Origin of the sequence: Comamonas testosteroni ATCC 11996 (assembly GCF_000241525.1) — a bacterium.
GTDB classification, from domain to species: domain Bacteria; phylum Pseudomonadota; class Gammaproteobacteria; order Burkholderiales; family Burkholderiaceae_C; genus Comamonas; species Comamonas testosteroni.
In genome coordinates this window covers 1-968 of sequence record NZ_AHIL01000052.1, presented here as the reverse complement: position 1 = coordinate 968, position 968 = coordinate 1, and the positions used below count along the sequence as shown (strand labels likewise).

Below are 968 nucleotides of genomic sequence, written 5' to 3'. Positions count from 1 at the left end.
GTTGCTGAAGCTGTAGCCAGAGCTATCAAGGTACTGCGGCTGAGTCACATTGACCGTCAGATCGCGGATGCTGTGGCCCAGGCCGTCGAAGCTGCCGGTAAAGCGCGTGGCGTCGGTGTTGTCGCTGTTGCTGCCAATGGGCACAAAGCCGTTGTAGATGCCGGCATTCAGGTTCCAGCCGGCGGTGGCGCTGGCATCGATATGGTTGACCAGTGCATAGCGGCCTGCCAGATCGTTCTGTATGGCCTGCAATTGCTGCACATCCTGAATGGCGGTGTACAGCGGCGGGCGGCTGGCATGGCTGACGCTGCTGGGCACATCGGTCTTGATAAATACCTGATTGCCTGCCATCCCCAGCAGATAAGGCGTGCTTTGGTTGCCTGCATTGCCCCAGACCGTGCCCCATGCAAAACCACGCAAGGTGGCTGGCATGGAACATTTGCTCCGTGGTCAGCCCCGTTGCACCAGCGGCGCTGCCGCCGCCCACCGCATTGGTGGCCAGGTCTTTGTTCCAGTAGCTTTGGCTGATGCTGCCGTTATTCATCCCCACCAGCGCGCCCGCGGAGTTGTCGTAGCTCCCCCCCGATGCCGTGGCACTGCCCGTGGCATAGCTTTGGCTGATGTTGCCGTAGCTGTTTATCCCCACCAGCGCGCCCGCGGAGTTGTCGTAGCTCCCCGATGCCGTGGCACTGCCCGTGGCATAGCTTTGGCTGATGTTGCCGTCGAAGTTCTCCCCACCAGCGCGCCCGCGGAGTTTTTGCTGTAGCCTCCCGCCCCCCTCTGCCGTGGCGCTGCCCGTGGCATAGCTTTGGCTGATGTTGCCGAAGATGTTCCACCCCACCAGCGCGCCCGCGTAGTTGTAGGAGTTGCCATCTTTGGCCGTGGTGCTGCCTATGGCAGAGCTTTTGGAGGATAGCGCCCCTGTTCAACCCTACCAGCGCGCCCGCGTAGTTGCCGCTCCGCCTCGA

1 pseudogene is annotated in these 968 nt (G+C 62.1%); it reads right to left on the bottom strand.

Going from position 1 to position 968, the window contains the following annotated elements:
* A pseudogene (locus tag CTATCC11996_RS22510) lies at positions 1 to 432 on the bottom strand (hypothetical protein); the annotation flags it as partial.
* Positions 433 to 968 lie beyond the last annotated feature (536 nt).